This is a genomic window from Bradyrhizobium commune (assembly GCF_015624505.1).
Classification (GTDB): domain Bacteria; phylum Pseudomonadota; class Alphaproteobacteria; order Rhizobiales; family Xanthobacteraceae; genus Bradyrhizobium; species Bradyrhizobium commune.
In genome coordinates this window covers 6633513-6650416 of record NZ_CP061379.1, presented here as the reverse complement: position 1 = coordinate 6650416, position 16904 = coordinate 6633513, and the positions used below count along the sequence as shown (strand labels likewise).

Below are 16904 nucleotides of genomic sequence, written 5' to 3'. Positions count from 1 at the left end.
GGAGGCTTACTATCTGGAAGGGTAGATCATGACTGTAGCGAAGCCCGCTTCGCGGCCGACCGTGCCGCATTTCTCCTCCGGCCCCTGCGCCAAGCGCCCAGGCTGGAATGCCCAAAATCTCAAGGACGCAGCGCTCGGCCGTTCGCATCGCGCGAAGGTCGGCAAGACCAAGCTCAAGCTCGCGATCGATCTGACGCGCGAAGTGCTTGAAGTGCCCGCCGATTATCGCATCGGCATCGTGCCGGCCTCCGATACCGGCGCGGTCGAGATGGCGCTGTGGTCGCTGCTTGGTGCGCGGCCCGTCACCACGCTCGCCTGGGAATCCTTTGGCGAGGGCTGGGTCAGCGACATCATCAAGGAGTTGAAGCTCAAGGACGTCACCAAGCTCAACGCGGCCTATGGTGAAATCCCCGACCTCTCCAAGGTCGATCCGAAGTCCGACGTCGTCTTCACCTGGAACGGCACCACTTCGGGCGTGCGCGTGCCCAATGCCGACTGGATCAAGGCGGACCGCGAGGGTCTGACGATCTGCGACGCGACCTCGGCAGCATTCGCGCAGCCGCTCGATTTTGCAAAGCTCGATGTCGTCACCTTCTCCTGGCAGAAGGCGCTCGGCGGCGAGGCTGCGCACGGCATGCTGATCCTGTCGCCTCGCGCGGTGGAACGGCTCGAGACCTACAAGCCGGCCTGGCCGCTGCCGAAGATTTTCCGCATGACCAAGGGTGGCAAGATCAACGAAGGCATCTTCGTCGGCGAGACCATCAACACGCCGTCGATGCTCTGCGTCGAGGATTATCTCGACGCGCTGAACTGGGCAAAGTCGATCGGCGGCCTCAAGGCGCTGATCGCGCGCGCCGATGCCAACACCAAGGTGCTGGCCGACTGGAAGGCGAAGACGCCCTGGATCGACTTCCTGGCCAAGGATGCCGCGATCCGCTCCAACACCTCGGTGTGCCTGAAGTTCACCGATCCCGCGATCACCTCGCTCTCGGACGACGCGCAAGCCGAGTTCTCCAAGAAGCTGGTCGCGCTGGTCGAGAAGGAAGGCGCCGGCTACGACTTCGCGTACTACCGCGACGCGCCGGCTGGCTTGCGCATCTGGTGCGGCGCCACCGTCGAGGCCAGGGACGTCGAGCTGCTGACGCAGTGGATCGACTGGGCCTTTGCCGAGACCAAGGCCACGCTGGCCAAGGCAGCCTGATTGTCTTTTCGCCTCTCCCCGTTCCTGCGGGGGGAGGTCGAAGAAATTGCTTCGAGACATCCACCGATTCCGGTCGAACGTCGTCCCTTCCATCAGGGAAGGCAGAGGATCACCCCATGACCAAACCCAAAGTTCTCATTTCCGACGCGCTCTCGCCCGCTGCCGTGCAGATCTTCAGGGATCGCGGCGTCGAGGTCGACTTCCAGCCGAACCTCGGCAAGGACAAGGACAAGCTTGCCGAGATCATCGGCAATTACGACGGCCTCGCGATCCGCTCCGCGACCAAGGCAACCGCAAAAATCCTGGAGAAGGCGACCAATCTCAAGGTGATCGGCCGCGCCGGCATCGGCGTCGACAATGTCGAGATCCCGGCTGCGACGGCCAAGGGCATCATCGTGATGAACACGCCGTTCGGCAATTCGATCACCACCGCCGAGCACGCCATCACGCTGATGCTGGCACTAGCCCGCGAGATCCCGCAGGCCGACGCCTCGACCCAGGCCGGCAAGTGGGAGAAGAACCGATTCATGGGCGTCGAGATCACCGGCAAGGTGCTTGGCGTGGTCGGCTGCGGCAATATCGGCTCGATCGTCGCCGACCGCGCGCTCGGCCTGCGCATGAAGGTCATCGCCTTCGATCCGTTCCTGTCGCCGGAGCGCGCCAAGGACATCGGCGTCGAGAAGGTCGATCTCGACGATCTCCTCAAGCGCGCCGATTTCATCACGCTGCACACGCCGCTCACCGAGAAGACCAGGAACATCATCGACGCTTCCGCGATCGCCAAGATGAAGAAGGGCGTGCGCCTGATCAACTGCGCCCGCGGCGGCCTGGTCGACGAGCAGGCCGTGGTCGATGCGCTCAATTCCAAGCACATTGCTGGCGCCGCCTTCGACGTCTTCGTCGAGGAGCCCGCCAACACCAACGTGCTGTTCGGCCATCCCAACGTGATCTGCACGCCGCATCTCGGCGCGTCCACCACGGAAGCGCAGGAGAACGTCGCGCTTCAGGTCGCAGAGCAGATGTCGGACTATCTGCTCACCGGCGCGATCTCGAACGCCGTCAACTTCCCCTCGATCACCGCGGAAGAGGCGCCGAAGCTGAAGCCGTTCATCGCGCTTGCCGAGAAGCTCGGCTCGTTCGCGGGCCAGCTCACCGAATCCGGCATCCTCAAGGTCGAGATCACCTATGAGGGCCACGTCGCCGAGATGAAGATCAAGGCGATCACGTCAGCGGTATTGTCCGGCCTGCTGCGGCCGATGCTGGGCGAGGTCAACGTGGTGTCCGCGCCGGTCGTCGCCAAGGAGCGCGGCATGGTGGTCGACGAGATCGTGCGCGCCGCCCAGAGCGACTATGAGAGCCTGATCACCGTGACGGTGGCGACCGAACGCCAGGAGCGCTCGGTGTCCGGCACTGTCTATCACGACGGCAAGCCGCGCCTGGTCGATATCAAGGGCATCCGCGTCGATGCCGAGTTCGGCAAGTCGATGATCTACGTCACCAACGAGGACAAGCCGGGCTTCATCGGCGCATTTGCAAGCCTGCTCGGCGATGCCAAGATCAACATCGCGACCTTCCATCTCGGCCGCGTCGCGCAGGGCGGCGACGCCATCGCGCTGGTCGAGGTCGACGGCGCGGTGCCGGCCGACCTGCTCGCCAAGGTGCAGGCGCTGCCGCAGGTCAAGCAGGTCAAGGCGCTGAAATTCTGAGGCGCAGGCGCCTCACGGAATGACGTCCATCATATATTCCGACCTGCGGAACAACGCCGCCCGAGAGGGCGGCGTTTTTGTCGATGCAGCGCCGCGCTTTATTTCTCCCGCGCTCGCCAAACTTTGTGTACCAATGGCGGCCAGAACGCTTCGTACCAATGTTCGAAAGGGAGAAAATAATGCGTGAAGCCGTCATCGTTTCCTATGCGCGCACGGGCCTCGCAAAATCCGGCCGCGGCGGGTTCAACATCACGCCGCCGATGTCGCTTGCAGCCCACGCCATCCACCATGCGGTCGACCGCGCCGGCGTCGAGAAGGATTATGTCGAGGACTGCTATCTCGGCAATTGCGCCCATGGCGCGCCGAATATCGGCCGCCAGGCCGCGCTGCTCGCAGGCCTGCCGAAGTCGACCGGCGGTGTCTCGGTGAACCGCTTCTGCTCCTCGGGCCTCCAGACCATCGCGATGGCCGCCAACTCGATCCGTTCGGACGGCTCCGACTGCATCGTCGCCGGCGGCGTCGAGAGCATCTCGATCCCGGGCGGCGGCTCGCCGAAGGAATGGGTCGATCCGGAGCTGCTCAAGACCGCGCCCGACATCTTCATGGCGATGATCGACACCGCCGACATCGTCGCCGAGCGCTACAAGCTCAGCCGCGAATATCAGGACGAATATTCGCTGGAATCGCAGCGCCGCATGGCGGCAGCCCAGCAGGCCAACAAGTTCAAGGACGAGATCGTCCCGATGAAGACCCAGATGAAGCTCGTCGACAAGGCGACCAAAGCCGAGAGCATCGTCGACTACGTCGTCGATCGCGATGAGTGCAACCGCCCTGAAACCACGCTGGAAGGGTTGGCAAAGCTCGAGCCGGTGAAGGGCCCCGGCAAATACGTTACCGCCGGCAATGCCAGCCAGCTCTCGGATGGTGCTGCCGCCGTGGTGCTGATGGAAGCCAAGGACGCCGAGAAGCGCGGCCTCAATCCGATGGGCCGCTTCGTTGCCTGGGCCTCGGCCGGCTGCGAGCCGGACGAGATGGGCATCGGCCCGATCTTTGCCGTGCCGAAGCTTTTGAAGCGCCATGGCCTCAAGATCGACGACATCGATCTCTGGGAGCTCAACGAAGCCTTCGCCAGCCAGTGCCTCTATTCGCGCGACAAGCTCGGCATCGATCCCGATAAGTACAACGTCAACGGCGGCTCGATCGCGATCGGCCATCCCTTCGGCATGACCGGCGCCCGTCTCACCGGCCATCTGCTCCAGGAAGGCGCCCGTCGCAAGGCCAAATGGGGCGTCGTCACCATGTGCATCGGCGGCGGCCAGGGTGGCGCGGGGCTGTTCGAGATCTATAGCTGAGACGAGTGTCTCACGGAATGCAAAAGGGCACGGCGCAAGCCGTGCCCCTTTTGTTTGGGCGGCGTGTTCGCGCGGCTAAGCCCGCGCCACCACCGGCGCGAACACGACCTCGATCAGCGTTCCCGTATTTGCTGCGCTCTTGATGTTGAACTGGGCGCGGTTGGCTTCGACCAGCGCCTTGGTCAGCGACAGGCTCAGCGCCGAATTGTCCGAGGCGTCTCCGGGCGGCGGCGTGCGGAACGGCTCCAGCGCAGCGGCGACTTCCTTCTCGCTCAACCCATGGCCGGTGTCGCGGATGCGCAAGGCAATCTCGCCGCGATCGGTCATCGCGGTCGAGACGATGACCTGGCCGCCGGCGGTTGCGAGCCGGATCGAGTTGGAGATCAGGTTCATGGTCGCCTGCCGCATCGCGCGCGCATCGGCCGTCACCTGCGGCAGCGCATGCGCAAGCGAGGTACGGATGATGATGCGCTCGCGATTGGCCTGCGGCTGCATCACCGTGACGCAGGCTTCGACGAGGTCGTTGAGATTGAGATTGGCGAAGTTGAGATCGAGCTTGCCGGTCTCGATCCGCGACAGTTCCAGCAGATCGTCGATGATGGTGATGACGCGCTCGCCGGAGGCGCGGATGTCCTTCATGTACTCGCCATAGCGCTCGTTGCCGAGCGCACCAAACCGCTCGGAGATCATCACCTCGGCAAAGCCGATGATGGCGTTGAGCGGCGTGCGGATCTCGTGGCTGATCCGCGCCAGCATGTCGGCCTTGGCGTTGGCCGCACCGTCGACCAGGCGTCGCGCCTGCGTCAGCTCGCTCTCGCTCGTCTTGCTCTGCGAGAGGTCGCGGAACACGGCGAAGAAGTTCGGGCCGTCGGGCCTGGTGCGGCCCATGATCATGGCGAGCGGAATCACGCCGCCCTTCTTCTCGCGGCCCAGCACCTCGCGGCCGTGGTCGAGCAGGCTCGCGATGTCCTCGCTCTTCATGCTTTCGAGATAGTCGATGACGATCTGCTGGCTCTCCGGCACGAACAGGGCCACCAGGTTCTGCTGCAACAGCGTTTCGCCGTCATAGCCGAACAGCGCCTCAGCGCTGCGGTTGCAGGCGTGGATGTTGCCTTCGGCATCGAACATCACGATGCCCTCGGCCGTGGTGTCGAGGATCGCGGCGAGATCCTCCGCGTCGGCATCGCCGACTGCTGATTCGAGCTCGGGCGCGTAGGGGAAGGATTCGGCGACAACAGGTTCGGCGACAACAGGTTCAGCGAAAACGGGCGCGGCGGCAACGGGCGGCGCGACGATAGCAGCCGGCGGCAATCCGCAGATCAGCGCATGCGCGCTCTCGCCGTTCCAGTCGATCGTGTGCAGATGCGCTTCCGTGGTCGCAAGCGGCTGCTCGCCATTCGCAACCGTCGCGCTGATCGTCACCGGCGTGCCTCCCTGCGAGGTGCTGCTCGCCGTCGAGACGCCCGGCTCGACATAGAGCGCATCGAGCCCGCCGGCGTCCTCCAGCGTGGTCAGGTTGGCATAGCCCATGCGCGCGAGGAAAGCGGGGTTGGCGTAGAGCAGGCGGTCGAGGCGATAGATCAGAATGCCGGTCGGCAAGAGATCGAGCAGCGTACGGTCGCGCGCGCTGTCGCCGCGCGCAGGCGGCGCGGGCTCGGTCAGCCATTCGGCCGCAGCCGGCGGCGCCCCGGCTTCAACCGGCGGCGGCTCGGTCGCGGCGGGCGGCGCCTCGGGCGCGATCTCGCTCGTCAGCGGCTCGGACGTTTCAGCCACGATTGTTTGCTTCTCGCGTTCCAGCCGCTCGGCCAATTGCCGGGCGAGCTCGTTGAACGCGCTGTTCTCAACCGGCGTCAGCGTCGGCGAGCTCTGATCATTGAGTGATCTGAGATCGCCATGGGGGCGGAACGGCACGACATTGGGAGGCGTTTCCACGGGCGTTTCCAGATGTGTTGGGTGTGAATTCGCTTCGGTGAGATGGTCGGTCGGTTCAGGCTCAGGCTCGGTCGGCGGTGGCTCGGTCGGCGGAGGCGGCGCCTCCGCCTCGGGCGGGACGATGTCGGCGGACAGGCTCTGCGCCGCGGGCTCGGCGATCAGCTCGTACCGCCGCAGCGCATCGAGCCGGTTGAGGCCGTCGAGATCGCGGCAGACGCCAAAACCCTTGAAGCCGGCAAAATGGCGCGCGCTGTCGTAGACCGGCAGCCCCGCAAGCTCGACCGCGAGAGGCTCGCCGCCATCGGCGGGCCAGGCCACGGTGATGCCGGCCCAGGTGTCATGGCTCGCCAGCGCCTGCGCCACGCGTCCCTCCGGATCGAGCGCAAATCGTTCGGCGATCTCGTGCCATGGCCGGCCAAAGCCGGAAGCGGTGTGCGGGCCGATCAGGCGGATGAACTCGCCGCTCGCGAGCACAAAGCGGCCCTCCGCATCCATCTGCCAGAGGAAGCGCAGCGGATGCTGGCGCGGAGCGGGCGGCTCCGCTGGGTCGGATGGCGGCTCGGCCATGGCTGCCGTGATCGGCTCCGGCTGCGGCGACACAATGGCCTCTGGCGGGTTTTCAACCGGAGTTTGGCGGACGATTTCGACCGGCGCCGGCGTTTCGTCGGCCTCGGCAAAGGGATCGAACAGCGGTATTCCGCTCGGCGCCTCAGTCGATGGCTGCGGCTCGCCCGGCGTCTCGACGGCGGGCTGCTCCGGCTGCACCGCCGCCGCTGTGGTCAGCGCACTCTCCGGCGCGGCCGCTTCAGGCGCCGCCTGCACGGGCTCGATCATCGCGACCAGACCGATATCGGCACCCGTGCCGACCCGTTGCAGCACCATGTTGCCGATGCCGATCGGCATCTCGACGCGGCCATGGGCCAGCGCATCGCTGCGCACCTTGTCGAGGCCGGCCTCGCCGAGATCGCGAAAGCCTTGCAGCGGACGGGCCGCCTCACTCGCGCCAATGAACAGTCCGTCCGGCGTGAACGCCGCCATCGGCACCTTGGCGCCGTCGACCAGACGATGCAGCCGCTCGACCAGCGGCATGGTGCGCCCGGTCGCATCCATCGCGGTGACGAGCACGGCATGTCTTCCTTCAGAAAGATGGCTGCCATCGGCAAACTCGAGCCGCGCGCAGGCGCAGGTCATCAGCGTGCCGAGCGAGGCGCCGAAGCCGCGCAGCCGCTCCAGCCTCACAGTGCCGCCCGCGGTCAGCCGCCGCGCCAGCTGCGCGACCTGGCGGCGATGGCTGTCGGCCGGTCCGAAGATCCTCTCGGCGAGCGTTGCGGCATTCGGCGCGCCGAAGAACCTCGCGCCGACCGCGTTGGCCCACAGCACGCGCGAGCCGTCGATCGACCAGAGCCACGCCGGAAGCGGAGAGGTCGCATGCACGGCCAGCCGCGGATCACCCACGCCTCGCAACTGGAAATCCGAACTACTCATCCAACCGGCTTGTATCTCGTGTCAGGCATCAGACGTCATGGCTGCCGGGAATGACAGCCTTAAGAAAGGGTTAGTATCGCGCGCAGGGGCGGGCGGGTCCACGGCCCCAGTCTAGGGGAGGCGACCTTAAGCCGCGATAACCTTAATGTGGCTGAACCCGCAAGCCGAGCTTACGTTGCATCCGCAGGATTCGGAGGCCCGCGTCACACCGGCAATACCGTTGATCGGTATTCTCGGGCCGCGCGGGCGCGTCGGGGGACGGCCTTCAGGGCCAAGCAACCAGGACAGGAGTGGCAATGACCGACCAGGCACATTTCGACCTTCCGCCGGAGATGCGATCCATGGCGGAATCGAGCTTCAAGCAGGCCCGCGAGGCCTTTGAAAAACTGCTCGCCAACGCCCAGGCCGCCGCCGGCTCGCTGGAGGAACACGGCGCCACCATGCGCGCCGGCGCCAAGGATCTCAGCGCCCGGGCGCTCACCTTTGCCGAGGCCAATGTGCAGGCCTCGCTGAACTATGCCCAGTCGCTGGTCCACGCCAAGGACCTCTCCGAGGTGATGCGGCTGCATGGCGAATATGTGCAGTCCCAGATGAAGGCGCTGGCCGACCAGGCCAACGAAATGGGCCAGATCGTTCACCGCGCCGCCATGGACGCGACCCAGCCGAAGCATTAGCCCCCGCCGTCATTCCGGGACGCGACGAAGTCGCGAGCCCGGAACGACAGCACGAAAATACCTCACCCCCCAGTTTCCCCAATCCGAACCCCGCACCCTGCCCGGGATTAAATTTTCCCATCGCCCCCCGGGATCACATTGCGGCGCACAATGTTGACATGTTAGGCACGGATATTACGGAGCGCTGGGCGAGCCATCTCGTTTGTAAACGCGTTTCCAGTCTTCGTACCCGCGTTGCGGCCTGTAATCGGGGCCGGCGGGCGCGCCAGAAGGCTCACTCCATTTTACCACTATCGTGAGGGACAACCATGACAGGTGCGACTGACCCATTCTCCTCCTCGGTCATTCCGTTCGAGGTTCCGGAGCAGGTGCGTGCGTTCGCCGAAAAGGGCGTTTCGCAGGCCCGCGAAAACTACGCCAAGTTCAAGGACGCCGCCGAAAGCCACAACGGCACCATCGAGGCCGTGTTCGCCTCAGCCAACAAGGGCGCGAGCGAGTACACCACCAAGCTGATGGAGTTCATGAAGGCCAATACCACCGCCCATCTGGACTTCGCCCAGGAACTGCTCGGCGTGAAGTCGCCGTCGGACGCGCTAGCGCTGTGGACCGGCCACACCAAGACCCAGCTCGAGACCTTCCAGGCCCAGGCCAAGGAGCTCCTCGAGATCGCCCAGCGGGCCGCGACCGCGACCGCCGAGCCGATCAAGGCGAGCGCCTCGAAGCTCTACACGCCCCCCGCCGCCTAAGCGGATCGGCTGGCCTGAATTTAAGAAACCCGGGCCCCAGGGCCCGGGTTTTGTCTTGGAAATAGGGGCGATTATCGGGGTTTGCGGCCTTGCCAAAAACGGCCGTTGCACCTAGTTTCCGCCCCGTCCAGCCCCCTCAGTTGTCGGCCCGTCAAGGGCGCCCATGAGGTGCGGCTCGCAAGGATGCAGTTGTAGCTCAGTTGGTTAGAGCGCCTGTCTGTGGAACAGGAGGTCGGTGGTTCGAGCCCACCCAACTGTACCAACGAAATCAAGTGCTTATAAAAAATGTTTCGGTTTGGTTTTCCGCTGTAGCTACCACATAGATACCATGGCGCGGGCGCTGATCCTTCGGCGTTGCACTAATCCGTCCGCTCGAAAAAGCTTGGTGGAGGTTTTGCGCTTCGTGCATTGGCTGCGTCGCTGAAGACGGTTGCGTCCGAGCGCGTCTTCCTACAGCGAGACCCTTGTAGTCGCTCACCACGCGATCCGTTCAGGACAAACGCGACAGTCGATGCTGGAGACGCTCTTTCGCGGTCCGTTCGGCATCCGCGTCGAAATCAGGCTCGTCTGCGGGCTCGTACCACAGCATGATCAGCGCGAAGCCGTTGGACTGCAGGTAGACTTGTTCGCTCATCGTCGGAGCCTGCCGCCCTCGTTCGACGTCGATCCAGTTGTCGGGCAGGCGCGAGTCGATGTCGCTGGGCACGCCGACCTGCAAACCCTTCCGATAAAACAGCGACCGCTCCGGAACCGGCTTGCCGCGCAGCGCGGTGACGAAGGGAAATCTGGTTCTGTTGCGGTAGACCGCGCCCACCTTGCCGCCGCGGACGACAACGAAGGCGATCGTCGCCGAATGGTATTCGGCGTATGCGCGGGCCATCGCGTCCTTGCTCACGTCGAACTTAGTCGCGAGGGAGAGCATGTGCTCGATGCTCGGCGCGCGATTGCCGGTCTCAGCCCTCAGTCTCGGCGGCGGCATCAAGACGAGCGACGAAAAGCGGTTCGCCTCGACTTCCATCTTCGCGCGGCGGTCGCCTTCCTTGGGGTTGAGCATCGCCATATCGCGCTGCGAGCACAGGAAGCGGCCTTCCTCGTCGGGTACGTGCGAGGGCATCAGAAAATGGCCGAGCTCGTGGCCGATGGTGAACCGGCGACGTTGAGGCGATACCCCGTTCTTGACGAGGACGATGCCCCGGCTTCGCTCGCGGTCGGTCAGCAGACCGCCTTCGAAGCCTTGCGTCGTGAGCCCCTGGATCTCGATGATGTCGAGCCGGCCGCAGAGCTCCTCAATCGGGACCGGGATGGGCAGATTCGGTTCGGCCTTGAGCAGGGCCATTACCAGTCCCTCGGGCGAGCCCTTGTCGGCTAGGTCGATACGCGAGATCTGCATCGAGGCTACTTTCGATCGGGATCCTTCAGCCGCTGCATCAGGATGCGAATTGTCTCGAGGTCGGGGTCCGAAAGCTGCTTGAGCTCGCGAAACAAGGCGACATGCTTCTCGTCCTCGTCGGCCGCGTTCGGATTCTCGCCGACCAGATCGGCGATCCGGACCTGGAAGTGAGTCGCCAGTTTCGTCAACAGGTCGACCGACGGATTGCTGCTCCGCCCGGTCTCCAGATCCCAAACATGGGTCTTCGACGCGCCTATCGCGTCGGCAACATCCTGCAGCGACTGCTTCTTGCGTACCCGCAATTCTTTCAACTTCGTCGCCAACGACATCCCAAGCCTTTCAGCAGTCCCGAAGCGGGCGTCCGATTCAATTGGACGATTCTATAGCGCCGTCCTTGACAGGATCAATCGTTCGATTTATCTGTATAGTTACCATCGTCCTCATCGGACGCCAAAACGGCTCCGGCCGTGAGCCGCCGAGGGGACAAAATGGACGCCATCAGCGATGAAGCCCAACTGCCGCACGCGGATTACGCCGCCGCCTGGTCGGCGATCAAATTGGACGATGCCGTCCGGATCCGCCTCGTCGCGCAGGCGCTTCTCGCCTTTCAGCTGCGCCAGCACTTCCCGTTCGAGCGCATACCGGTCCACGGTCTGATCGTGCTCGCCGGGCCGCCCGGCACCGGCAAGACGACGCTCGCCCGCGGCCTCGCCAACCAAGTCGCCGAAGCCCTCACGCCGAAGAAGGTCAAGTTCCTTCAGCTCGATCCGCACGCGCTCGGCAGCGCCTCGCACGGCAAGAGCCAGAAGGAGGTCTTGAAGATCTTCGACCAGTTGATCCCGGAACACGCCGCGCACGGACCGACCATCGTGCTTCTCGACGAGGTCGAAACGCTGGCGGCGGACCGGCAGCGCATGAGCCTGGAGACCAATCCGGTCGACGCGCATCGGGCAGCCGACGCGGCCCTGGCCGGCATCGACCTGCTTGCGCGCAAGCACCGCAACACATTGCTGATCGCCACCACCAACTTCCCGAGAGCCGTGGACCGCGCGCTGCTGTCCCGCGCCGATCTGATCGAGGACATCGGTCTGCCGAACGCGCATGCGCGTCAGGAGATCATCGCCGACACCCTCGCCACCCTCGCCACGCAGTGGCCCAAGCTTTCGGGGCTGAACGGCCAGATCCCCGCTTTCGTGAAGGCCTCCGACGGGCTCGACGGGCGCCGCTTGCGCAAGGCGATGATCTCGGCCGCGGCCTCGAGCGTCGAGACCGCGCGCGACCTCAACAAGCTGCAGGCCGACCAGGTGCTGAAGGCGCTGAAGCAGGCGCTCGAGATCGAGAAGGCGCAGGAGAAGTTCGGATGAAGGTCAAGCGCGAGATCGCCTCGATCCCGGTGCGCTCCGCAGGCGAGACATGGGCGGCGATCGTCGCGCTGATCTCGGGCGCCGACACACCCGATGCGGCCACGCTGAAGGCGGCGGCGAGCATCATGGAATCGCTCATCGCGGACGAACACCCGGCGACGGTGCCGATCGTCGTCAAGGGCAACGGCGATCGCCTCGTGATCTATTGCCGCTACAACGAGGACGCCATCGAGCTCGGCTCCTCCATCGACAAGCTGACCTGGAATCCCACGGGCGGGAGCGGCTGGAAGATCACGGCGCCGATCGAAGCTGGCGACGTGACGTGGATGAATGACGCGCTCAAGAGCCGGGCGCCGCGCCTCAGCGTCCACGACGTCGCGTCGCCGCCGGCGGACGAAGAGGAGGCGACGAAGGCCGCCGCTGCCGACCTCGCGATCGATTGGGGAGTGCTGGGCAAGTCATGAGCGCCACCTTCACCTCGACCTATTCGCGCACGCATACGGCCAAGTACGTGTCCGACAAGATGCGCAACGTGCTGAAATATCTCATCTCGTACTACAACCTGAGCCCGGTGGCGCTGCTCGACGCCTGGACCGATTGGGTCGACGCCGGCGCGCGGGAGCTTCTGGAGCGGAGCGATCTCGAAAAGATCGTCATCGAATTCTACAAACCGGGCAGCGCCGACGCCTCGGGCCGCTGGGATTTCCCGATCCGCTACGACGGCAACGGCGTCGACGAGATGTGGGTCGACCGCGAGTTCCTCGAGGGTTCGTTCGCCAAGACCAGCACGCCGCCGGCCGGTTGCATCTACCGGGTTCTCCTGGTGCCGCGCGCCGGCGCGGCGCTGCCGGGCAACATGTCCTGGACCTCGTTCAAGTCGCTCGGCAGCTTGGTCAGGCGCGAGGCGGGAACGATCGTCTCCACTCCCGACATCATGGCATCGATGGCGTATTACAAATGATCACAGTGGAAGAAGCATTCGAGACCTTCCGGCAGCGCCTGGAACTCAGCGAGACGGAGCGGACCGATACGATCCGCAAGCACAACAAGGTGCGCGACTGCATCCGCGGCGGATTCGATATCGACCGCGATTTTCTGACCGGGTCCTACGACCGGCACACGAAGACGAAGCCGCTGAAGGACGTCGACATCTTTTTCACGCTCGGTCCGAAGGACCAGCACCGGCGCTCGAAGACGCCGAGCGAGGTGCTCGACGCGTTCGTCGATCGCCTGCGCGGCGAGTTCGGCAAGGACGCCGTACAGCCGGGGCGGCGCTGCGCCACCGTCGAGTTCGAGAGGAATACGTCGGACAAGGAAGGCAAGGTCCTGTCGATCGACGCCGTGCCCGCCATCGAGCTTTCCGACTGCTACGAGATCGCGGACCGCGATCTCGGAAAGTGGATCAAGACCGATCCCGAGATCCACGCCGAGAAGTCCACGGCGAAGAACAAGAATCTAAGCGGGAAATGGGTGCCGCTCGTCAAGATGCTGAAGCGGTGGAACCGTTCGGCGGACAAGCCCATCAAACCGTCCTTCCTGATCGAAGTGATGGCGCAGGACCTCGTCGACGGTCCGTTCACGACCTATCCCGGCGAGGTCCGGAGGTTCTTCGCGGCCGCCTTGGACGGCATCCGGCAGGAGTGGAAGGATCCCGCGGGTTTGGGCCCGCCGGTATCTGACCAGATGACGCCCGATCTGATCAAGAATGCGGAGGCGGCGTTGCGCCGCGCCGAGACCGAAGCGTCCCGGGCCGTTCGCCTGGCGCAACAGGGTAAGCAGGGCGAAGCCCTGGCGGTGTGGGCATCGATCATGGGTCGCTACTTTCCGAAGAGCTAGAACATGACGCAAGCCGTAGCGGTCCGAACCCAGGGCGACGATTTCCAAGCACGGATGTTCTGGCTGTGCGCGCCGCTGCTGCTCGTCCCGGAAAGCTATGTTGCGCGCGTGAGTTTCGAAAGCGGACCGCGCGCGTTCGACGACGTGACGGTGGAGTACGTGGCCGCCAAGGGCCCGCGGGACCACTACGGGGACAAAATCCTGCGCGACCACCTGCAATGCAAGTGGCACGCTACGCCTGGGCAATTCGGTCACCTCGACCTCATCGATCCCGCGTTCTCGAACGCCCAATCCGTGTCGCTTCTCCAGCGGGCTCTTGCGGCACAGCTTCAGTACGCGCCGAACGGCGTGGGCGCGCGGTTGCGGCTGGTGACGAACTGGCGGCCGCAGGCGGACGACGCGCTGTCCCGCCTGATACGCATGCACACTCATGCGCTCGATCTGGATCGGCTATTCGACGGCACCACGCCCAGAAGCATGATGGGTAAGGTGCGCGAAGCATGGTCGGGGCATCTCGGCATCGATCAAGACGCGCTGCGGCTCGTGGCGCGGACCTTGGCCATCACGCAGCGCCTGGAGTCCGGCGCCGACCTTCGCGAACGGCTGAACGACCGCTTCGCGGCGGTCGGCATGCGTCGAGTGCCGCCGTCCGAGACCGGCTTCTTCTACGACGACCTGATCGGGAAGCTCCACGCGCAGGGACGCAACACGTTCGACGCCACGTCGTTTCGCGATCTCGTCGCAGACGAGGGGCTCCTCGCGCCGGCGCAGCCGCGGCCCAAGACGCTTGGCGTACGATCGTTCATGCACCCCATCGACGACATCGAGGCGCGCAGCGAAGAGTCAGTGAACCTCGTTCCGCACTTCGACGGCCGTTACATCCGCGACCAGGCCAGGTGGAAGGCAGACGTTTTCCCGGAACTCAGTCGGTTTCTGATCCAGTCCGCGCGCGACAAGGACCAACTGCGCCTGATCCTGGACACGCACGTCTCCCTGGCGTTCGGCGTCGGCGCGATCCTCAATGTCAAGTCCGGGAAGGCCATCGAAATCGAGCAGCGGGCGGGCGGGCGGCACATCTGGTCGGCGACGGACAAGCCGCTCGATCCGGCCTGGCCGACGCTCTCAATCGTCGAGGAAACGGTCCACTCCATCGGGGTGGACCTCGCGGTCGCCGTCTCGTTGACGCACGACGTGGGGCCGGCGGTTCGCCGCTACGTCCAGAATCTTACCGCCGTCGGCGCGCTCATGACGGCAACCCCCGTGGGCGGCCCGTCTTACCAAAGCGTGCGATCCGGCAGCCATGCGGCGGCGATGGTTTTGTCCTTGCTGGGCGCGATACGCGCTTCGGCCAAGGGTGGGCCGCGCCGTGTCCATCTCTTCATCGCGGGGCCGAACGCCTTCGCATTCTTTCTGGGCCAGAGCCAAGCCGCGATCGGACCCGTTTCGATCTATGAGTGGGATTTCGATGGCCTGCGCGACGGCGACTACAGCGTGGGCCTCGAACTGCCGTAGCGCGTACCCCTGTGCCGTCGCCTCGTTCATCGCTCTGCAGCGAAGATAGCCAGACACCCACGAGGCGGACCGCTTCGGGAAGCGGCATCTGGTTTCTCCAGCAACACAAGTGAGATGCGTTCGAGTTCACTGCGGCTGGAGACCGCCACAGGGGCGGATTTCGCGGGACCGCGCCTCGGTCCTGGCGTCTTCAGCAGCGAAGGAGCGAGATTGCGCTCGGACGATGCGCGCGATCTCGTCAATCTGGGTCGGCGACGCCGATGTCGAGCGCGGCATCGATTGAGGTGAGGGCCCGATGAGGATCCTCATCCGCCTTCGTCCAAAGAAGTGCTGCGGTGCCCTCGGCCTTGGCGGCGAGCTCCGCTATGCTCTGCTTGTAGCTGCCGACTATCGTCGGGTCTGCCGTAATGTATCCGAACGGAAGCGGATAGTTGGAGGTTGAATCGGGCGAGTGGATGAGAATTGCCACCCAGCTGCTTGGCTTCAGTATGATCTCAAGGGCCGAGGGAAGCTCCTTAGAAGGAATGGCGAGACAACGGTCGAACAGCGCAGGCTGTCGGTTGGCCTGCGCGTAGAGTCTGGTCCACGACTTTCGGTCGTATGTGCTGCCGGCCCGCGCGAGAAGCACGGTTCCGTCGTCGATTTGATTGGCTATGGACAGATCCCGAGCGAGGTTGACGAACGGAACGTTGCGTCCCCATGACGAAACGGCGGGCGGCAACCAGAACACTGGTGTCCGGGTCGTTGACGTCGCGTTCGCCGTAGATTGAGTCCAATCGAGCAAAGCGGAACGTAACTTGTCGGATGCCACGGACCCTACGAGGCGGAGTCCCGGGGCGCCTACCCCTTTCAATTGATGTCCGTCGGAACTCGCGGCCGCCCTTATCCATTGCTCGCGCTCGATCGAGGATCTGACGCCGCCACGACGCAGAATTCCTCCGTCGATCCGATCCACAAGTTCGAATGCGAGATGGTGGTCCGAAGGCGCCACCACGGACTTCATTTGCTCGCTGATCGCAGAGATAAGGGGACTTCTGGACCCCGGCCGACCGCGACTGGAGAGTTCGGAGAAGTCGGGAGAAACTCCTGCTTCGTCCGCAGGACGCCAGCGCACCGGTATCTGGAAGACCGCCGTGGCGGCTGCGATCGGCTGGATATCCTCGATCGACGTCAGCCGCGTGTCCTCGTCGAGCCAACGTCGCCTTGCCTGGGTAGCGCGCCACTCTTGAAAGTGCAGATCAAATGCCTCCGCGGCTTCGGCGCCGGCGGCGGCGGCCTTCTCGCGGTTCGGCAGCTTGAGCTCCTCGACCACCTTGGCTTCGCGAGCGTTGAGCGAGCTTTCCTCGACCGGAGTGAGCGCGGCAAGCTCGAAGGCGACCGTCGTGTTGATTTCCTCCACCTCGAAGAGGTCCAGTCTGTCCGAATCGGGCGACAGGGATTTCCAGCCCCGCTGCGACAGATGAAGCTGTCCGTTGCGTTCCTCGACGAGCCCCGTGCTCAAGACGTCCTGAAGAAGGATCTTGGACTCGGAAGGATCGAAGTCGAAGAATGCGAGCATGTCGTCCAACCGGATGCCTGGAATAAGATGAACGAGACGCGTTGCATATTCGGTCGCAAGCGGTATGGAGGTTCTCTTCATGACGAGCGCGGCGATTCTGAACTTCTGACAACGGACCGCGAAGGTGGCCACGTCGATGTCCACGTGC

Annotated in this window: 14 protein-coding genes and 1 tRNA gene; 11 read left to right on the top strand and 4 right to left on the bottom strand. The window is 64.5% G+C overall.

The window, feature by feature from the left end:
• Positions 1–28 precede the first annotated feature (28 nt).
• The 3 genes from IC761_RS31110 (at position 29) to IC761_RS31100 (ending at position 4259) form a co-directional block, all read left to right on the top strand.
• On the top strand, positions 29–1201 hold the full coding sequence (locus IC761_RS31110) for a phosphoserine transaminase (RefSeq protein ID WP_195800453.1): 1173 nt from the start codon (positions 29–31) through the stop codon (positions 1199–1201).
• 116 nt (positions 1202–1317) lie between these two features.
• On the top strand, positions 1318–2907 hold the full coding sequence (gene serA / locus IC761_RS31105) for a phosphoglycerate dehydrogenase (protein WP_195800452.1): 1590 nt from the start codon (positions 1318–1320) through the stop codon (positions 2905–2907).
• Between the two features lie 179 nt (positions 2908–3086).
• On the top strand, positions 3087–4259 hold the full coding sequence (locus tag IC761_RS31100) for a thiolase family protein (RefSeq protein ID WP_195800451.1): 1173 nt from the start codon (positions 3087–3089) through the stop codon (positions 4257–4259).
• A 75-nt stretch (positions 4260–4334) separates the two neighbouring features.
• On the opposite strand, the gene IC761_RS31095 is transcribed toward IC761_RS31100, so the two are convergent.
• Positions 4335–7676, bottom strand: coding sequence for a PAS domain-containing protein (locus IC761_RS31095; protein ID WP_195800450.1), 3342 nt, complete (start codon positions 7674–7676; stop codon positions 4335–4337).
• Positions 7677–7972: 296 nt separating this feature from the next.
• Here IC761_RS31095 and IC761_RS31090 point away from each other — a divergent pair, with 296 nt between their 5' ends.
• From IC761_RS31090 to IC761_RS31080, 3 genes are all read left to right on the top strand, one after another.
• On the top strand, positions 7973–8350 hold the full coding sequence (locus tag IC761_RS31090; protein ID WP_195800449.1) for a phasin family protein: 378 nt from the start codon (positions 7973–7975) through the stop codon (positions 8348–8350).
• A gap of 308 nt (positions 8351–8658) precedes the next feature.
• Positions 8659–9096, top strand: coding sequence for a phasin (locus IC761_RS31085; RefSeq protein ID WP_195800448.1), 438 nt, complete (start codon positions 8659–8661; stop codon positions 9094–9096).
• 185 nt (positions 9097–9281) lie between these two features.
• Positions 9282–9358 (top strand) — tRNA-His (locus IC761_RS31080).
• A 228-nt stretch (positions 9359–9586) separates the two neighbouring features.
• On the opposite strand, the gene IC761_RS31075 is transcribed toward IC761_RS31080, so the two are convergent.
• Both IC761_RS31075 and IC761_RS31070 read right to left on the bottom strand, forming a co-directional pair.
• Positions 9587–10486, bottom strand: a complete 900-nt coding sequence (locus IC761_RS31075; RefSeq protein ID WP_195800447.1) for an ImmA/IrrE family metallo-endopeptidase — start codon at positions 10484–10486, stop codon at positions 9587–9589.
• Between the two features lie 5 nt (positions 10487–10491).
• A complete protein-coding gene (locus tag IC761_RS31070) occupies positions 10492–10815 on the bottom strand; it encodes a helix-turn-helix domain-containing protein (protein WP_074125173.1) in 324 nt (107 codons plus the stop codon).
• Positions 10816–10974: 159 nt separating this feature from the next.
• On the opposite strand from IC761_RS31070, the gene IC761_RS31065 reads away from it, so the two are divergent.
• The 5 genes from IC761_RS31065 to IC761_RS31045 are packed head-to-tail and all read left to right on the top strand — an operon-like array spanning position 10975 to position 15198.
• The gene (locus tag IC761_RS31065) at positions 10975–11850 is read left to right on the top strand and encodes an AAA family ATPase (protein ID WP_195800446.1); all 876 of its coding nucleotides are present in this window, start codon (positions 10975–10977) and stop codon (positions 11848–11850) included.
• Positions 11847–12314: a CBASS system Cap8 protein gene (locus IC761_RS31060; protein ID WP_195800445.1), complete on the top strand. Its 468-nt coding sequence runs from the start codon at positions 11847–11849 to the stop codon at positions 12312–12314. The genes IC761_RS31065 and IC761_RS31060 overlap by 4 nt, the downstream gene beginning before the upstream one ends.
• The gene (locus IC761_RS31055) at positions 12311–12811 is read left to right on the top strand and encodes a hypothetical protein (RefSeq protein WP_195800444.1); all 501 of its coding nucleotides are present in this window, start codon (positions 12311–12313) and stop codon (positions 12809–12811) included. Before IC761_RS31060 ends, IC761_RS31055 begins: the two co-directional genes overlap by 4 nt.
• A complete protein-coding gene (locus IC761_RS31050; RefSeq protein WP_195800443.1) occupies positions 12808–13686 on the top strand; it encodes a CBASS oligonucleotide cyclase in 879 nt (292 codons plus the stop codon). The genes IC761_RS31055 and IC761_RS31050 overlap by 4 nt, the downstream gene beginning before the upstream one ends.
• A gap of 3 nt (positions 13687–13689) precedes the next feature.
• Entirely contained in the window at positions 13690–15198 is a 1509-nt protein-coding gene (locus IC761_RS31045) for an SAVED domain-containing protein (RefSeq protein WP_195800442.1), read from the top strand.
• Positions 15199–15436: 238 nt separating this feature from the next.
• On the opposite strand, the gene IC761_RS31040 is transcribed toward IC761_RS31045, so the two are convergent.
• The gene (locus tag IC761_RS31040) at positions 15437–16900 is read right to left on the bottom strand and encodes a hypothetical protein (RefSeq protein WP_246791388.1); all 1464 of its coding nucleotides are present in this window, start codon (positions 16898–16900) and stop codon (positions 15437–15439) included.
• Between the last annotated feature and the right edge of the window lie 4 nt (positions 16901–16904).

Coding starts and splice junctions, on each gene's coding strand:
- IC761_RS31090 (WP_195800449.1), top strand. CDS start 7,973: ATGACCGACCAGGCACATTTCGACCTTCCGCCGGAGATGCGATCCATG.
- IC761_RS31075 (WP_195800447.1), bottom strand. CDS start 10,486: ATGCAGATCTCGCGTATCGACCTAGCCGACAAGGGCTCGCCCGAGGGA.
- IC761_RS31045 (WP_195800442.1), top strand. CDS start 13,690: ATGACGCAAGCCGTAGCGGTCCGAACCCAGGGCGACGATTTCCAAGCA.
- IC761_RS31110 (WP_195800453.1), top strand. CDS start 29: ATGACTGTAGCGAAGCCCGCTTCGCGGCCGACCGTGCCGCATTTCTCC.
- IC761_RS31095 (WP_195800450.1), bottom strand. CDS start 7,676: ATGAGTAGTTCGGATTTCCAGTTGCGAGGCGTGGGTGATCCGCGGCTG.
- IC761_RS31055 (WP_195800444.1), top strand. CDS start 12,311: ATGAGCGCCACCTTCACCTCGACCTATTCGCGCACGCATACGGCCAAG.
- IC761_RS31100 (WP_195800451.1), top strand. CDS start 3,087: ATGCGTGAAGCCGTCATCGTTTCCTATGCGCGCACGGGCCTCGCAAAA.
- IC761_RS31085 (WP_195800448.1), top strand. CDS start 8,659: ATGACAGGTGCGACTGACCCATTCTCCTCCTCGGTCATTCCGTTCGAG.
- serA (WP_195800452.1), top strand. CDS start 1,318: ATGACCAAACCCAAAGTTCTCATTTCCGACGCGCTCTCGCCCGCTGCC.
- IC761_RS31060 (WP_195800445.1), top strand. CDS start 11,847: ATGAAGGTCAAGCGCGAGATCGCCTCGATCCCGGTGCGCTCCGCAGGC.
- IC761_RS31070 (WP_074125173.1), bottom strand. CDS start 10,815: ATGTCGTTGGCGACGAAGTTGAAAGAATTGCGGGTACGCAAGAAGCAG.
- IC761_RS31050 (WP_195800443.1), top strand. CDS start 12,808: ATGATCACAGTGGAAGAAGCATTCGAGACCTTCCGGCAGCGCCTGGAA.
- IC761_RS31065 (WP_195800446.1), top strand. CDS start 10,975: ATGGACGCCATCAGCGATGAAGCCCAACTGCCGCACGCGGATTACGCC.